We start from the raw sequence: 427 nt of genomic DNA, 5'->3' as shown, positions 1-427 counted from the left end.
GGTTGGGCGGTTTGAACAATTAAAAGCCGTGGTAGGAGGGCGCGGAATTGCTTACAGGAGCTGGTCAAAGTGAATGGTGAGTCTGATTAAGGACCCGATTCTTATTCGGCTGGAAGTACATTGTGTTCATTTAATTTCTAAAAAGGCATAATAATTAAGGTTGATAGCCTTGTTTTTTTTTATTCCCGTTATAGCTATTACAGTAAAGTCAGCATCTGAGGAAATTCAGAGTGTTTGGCGTGTATCCTTAGGAACACAAGAAAAGCCTGTATAAACTTTCCTACGGGTTTTAGGTTTTATGTTCCATAAGGTTGCCTTCCTTTGTGCTGAAAAATGACGACTTTCAAGTTCGCCAATGGACATTCTATGACAACAAAAACAAATTTGATGCCTCAAATGCCTTCTTCTGATGCAACGATATCACGCT

Annotated in this window: 1 pseudogene; it reads left to right on the top strand. The window is 39.6% G+C overall.

Annotation, left to right across the window (positions count from 1 at the left end):
* Positions 1-15: 15 nt before the first annotated feature.
* Positions 16-90 (top strand): annotated as a pseudogene (locus tag J7R05_RS09595) (RNA polymerase subunit sigma); the annotation flags it as partial.
* Between the last annotated feature and the right edge of the window lie 337 nt (positions 91-427).

Origin of the sequence: Bartonella capreoli, from assembly GCF_902813205.1 — a bacterium.
Classification (GTDB): Bacteria; Pseudomonadota; Alphaproteobacteria; order Rhizobiales; family Rhizobiaceae; genus Bartonella; species Bartonella schoenbuchensis.
The sequence above is the reverse complement of the archived record's forward strand: the minus strand, read 5'-3'. Positions and strand labels throughout refer to the sequence as shown.